2 protein-coding genes are annotated in these 3,501 nt (G+C 70.7%); both read left to right on the plus strand.

Annotated features, from left to right (window positions below):
• A partial coding sequence (locus GTW67_RS34980) for an AAA family ATPase (RefSeq protein WP_161168743.1) occupies positions 1-1,666 on the plus strand: 1,666 nt, incomplete at its 5' end.
• Positions 1,667-1,881: 215 nt separating this feature from the next.
• Complete coding sequence (locus GTW67_RS34985) at positions 1,882-3,300, plus strand: sugar porter family MFS transporter (RefSeq protein ID WP_161168744.1); 1,419 nt, start codon at positions 1,882-1,884, stop codon at positions 3,298-3,300.
• Positions 3,301-3,501: the final 201 nt, after the last annotated feature.

Below are 3,501 nucleotides of genomic sequence, written 5' to 3' on the forward strand. Positions count from 1 at the left end.
CGCCGAGGGCGACCTGCTGGGCGCCCACTTCGCGCAGGGCGGGTCCGCCGGGGCGCCCAGCCTGCTGGAGGTGCAGGCCTCCGTGGACGAGGCCGCCGCCGAGCTCGCGGAGCTGGGCGTGCGGTGCGCGGAACTGGCCGAGACGCAGGAGGCCGCCGCCGGACGGCGCCGCGAGTGCGCCGCGCTGGTCGAGGAGCTGGGGGAGCGGCGCCGGACCGCCGACCGGGAGAAGTCGTCCGTCGCCCAGCAGCTCGGGCGGCTCGCCGGGCAGGCGCGGGGCGCGGCCGGGGAGGCCGAGCGGTCCGCCGCCGCGGCGCAGCGGGCGCAGGAGGCACTCGACCAGGCGCTCATGGACGTCGAGGAGCTGGCGGAGCGGCTGGCCGTCGCCGAGGAGACGCCGGTCGAGGAGGAACCCGACACCTCCGTCCGCGACCGGCTCGCCGCCGACGGCGCCAACGCGCGCCAGACCGAGATGGAGGCCCGGCTCCAGGCCCGTACGCACGAGGAGCGGGTCAAGGCACTCGCCGGACGCGCCGACTCCCTCGACCGGGCCGCCCGCGCGGAACGCGAGGTACGCGCGCGTGCCGAACAGCGCCGGGCCCGGCTGCGGCACGAGGCGGCCGTCGCCGAGGCCGTCGCCGCGGGCGCCCGGCAGCTGCTCGCGCACGTCGAGGTCTCCCTGGCCCGCGCCGACGAGGAGCGCACCGCCGCCGAGGCCGCCAAGGCACGGCGCGAACAGGAACTGGCCGGGGCCCGCACCGCCGGGCGCGATCTCAAGGCCGAGCTGGACAAGTTGACGGATTCAGTTCACCGGGGCGAGGTACTCGGCGCCGAGAAGCGGCTGCGCATCGAGCAGCTGGAGACCAAGGCGCTGGAGGAACTCGGTGTGGAACCGGCGGGGCTCGAGGCCGAGTACGGGCCGCATCAACTGGTGCCGCCCTCGCCCCCCGCCGAGGGCGAGGAGCTCCCGGAAGACCCGGAGCACCCCCGCAACCGCCCCCGGCCCTTCGTACGGGCCGAGCAGGAGAAGCGGCTGAAGGCGGCCGAACGGGCGTACCAGCAGCTCGGCAAGGTCAATCCGCTGGCCCTGGAGGAGTTCGCGGCGCTGGAGGAACGGCACCAGTTCCTCAGCGAGCAGCTCGAGGACCTGAAGAAGACCCGCGCCGACCTGCTCCAGGTCGTCAAGGAGGTCGACGAGCGCGTCGAGCAGGTCTTCACGGAGGCCTACCGGGACACGGCCCGGGAGTTCGAGGGCGTGTTCAGCCGGCTCTTCCCCGGCGGTGAGGGACGCCTGGTGCTGACCGACCCCGACAACATGCTCACCACGGGCGTGGACGTCGAGGCACGGCCGCCGGGCAAGAAGGTCAAGCGGCTCTCGCTGCTCTCGGGCGGGGAGCGTTCGCTGACCGCCGTGGCGCTGCTCGTGTCGATCTTCAAGGCGCGGCCCAGCCCGTTCTACGTCATGGACGAGGTGGAGGCGGCGCTCGACGACACCAACCTCCAGCGGCTGATCCGGATCATGCAGGAGCTCCAGGAAGCCTCGCAGCTGATCGTCATCACGCACCAGAAGCGGACGATGGAGGTCGCCGACGCGCTGTACGGCGTCTCCATGCAGGGCGACGGCGTGTCGAAGGTCATCAGCCAGCGGCTGCGTCAACCTCTGTAAGAGGGTCGCAAGCCGGGCACATCAAGTTCAACTCTTGAACACAATGCTGTCGAAGGCATCGCGCAGGCATCGCACAACTCACAGCTCTCGCCCTATTGACTTCGAAACTTGAAGGCATAGTCTCTGCAACGTTGCTTTTACCTTCAGGTACCTACGGATGGCACCTCGAAGGGCGAACCACCCCGGCAGCGTTGCCGGAAGCCCGAGGAGTACACGTGGCCAGCACAGCGCAGGCACCCAATCCAGGAGCCAGAACGGCTCACCCCGATCATCTCGGGCACGTCATCTTCATCGCGGCGGCGGCCGCGATGGGCGGTTTCCTCTTCGGCTACGACAGCTCCGTCATCAACGGCGCCGTCGAGGCCATCCGGCACCGCTACGACGTCGGCTCCGCGGTGCTGGCCCAGGTCATCGCCATCGCGCTGATCGGCTGCGCCATCGGCGCCGCGACCGCCGGACGCATCGCCGACCGCATCGGCCGCATCCGCTGCATGCAGATCGCCGCCGTCCTGTTCACCATCAGCGCCATCGGCTCCGCACTGCCGTTCGCCCTGTGGGACCTCGCCATGTGGCGCGTCATCGGCGGCTTCGCCATCGGCATGGCCTCGGTGATCGGCCCGGCGTACATCGCCGAGGTCTCCCCGCCCGCCTACCGCGGCCGGCTCGGCTCCTTCCAGCAGGCCGCGATCGTCATCGGCATCGCCGTGTCGCAGCTGGTCAACTGGGGCCTGCTCAACGCCGCCGGCGGTGACCAGCGCGGTGAGCTGATGGGCCTGGAGGCCTGGCAGGTCATGCTCGGCGTCATGGTCGTCCCGGCCGTCCTCTACGGCCTGCTGTCCTTCGCCATCCCGGAGTCCCCGCGCTTCCTGATCTCCGTCGGCAAGCGTGAGCGCGCCAAGCAGATCCTCGAAGAGGTCGAGGGCAAGGAAGTCGACCTCGACGCCCGCGTCAACGAGATCGAGCACGCGATGCACCGCGAGGAGAAGTCGTCCTTCAAGGACCTGCTCGGCGGCAGCTTCTACTTCAAGCCGATCGTCTGGATCGGCATCGGCCTGTCCGTCTTCCAGCAGTTCGTCGGCATCAACGTCGCGTTCTACTACTCCTCGACGCTGTGGCAGTCGGTCGGCGTCGACCCGACGGACTCGTTCTTCTACTCGTTCACGACGTCGATCATCAACATCGTCGGCACCGTGATCGCGATGATCTTCGTGGACCGCGTCGGCCGCAAGCCGCTCGCGCTCATCGGCTCGGTCGGCATGGTGATCGGCCTGGCGCTGGAGGCCTGGGCGTTCTCCTTCGACCTCGTCGACGGCAAGCTCCCGGCCACGCAGGGCTGGGTCGCCCTGATCGCCGCCCATGTGTTCGTGCTCTTCTTCGCCCTGTCCTGGGGCGTGGTCGTGTGGGTCTTCCTCGGCGAGATGTTCCCGAACCGGATCCGCGCCGCCGCGCTCGGCGTCGCCGCGTCCGCGCAGTGGATCGCCAACTGGGCCATCACCGCGAGCTTCCCGTCGCTGGCCGACTGGAACCTGTCCGGCACGTACGTGATCTACACGGTCTTCGCCGCGCTCTCCATCCCGTTCGTCCTGAAGTTCGTGAAGGAGACGAAGGGCAAGGCCCTGGAGGAGATGGGCTGACCGCCCGCCCCGAACTCGGGGAGAAGGGCCCATCCCCGCTGCCCCTCTCCCCGTACCGTGCCGCCGCCCCCGCCGGAGTCCTCCGGACGGGGGCGGCGGTGTGTCGCGCCCACGCGGTGGGGCGGGACCGTCCCGGGGGAGTGGCGCGCACCGGGGTGCGGGGGCATGAAGGCGCGCGCGGGCCTGGCCACGCGGCCGGCC

The organism is Streptomyces sp. SID5910 (genome assembly GCF_009862125.1).
Taxonomy (GTDB): Bacteria; Actinomycetota; Actinomycetes; order Streptomycetales; family Streptomycetaceae; genus Streptomyces.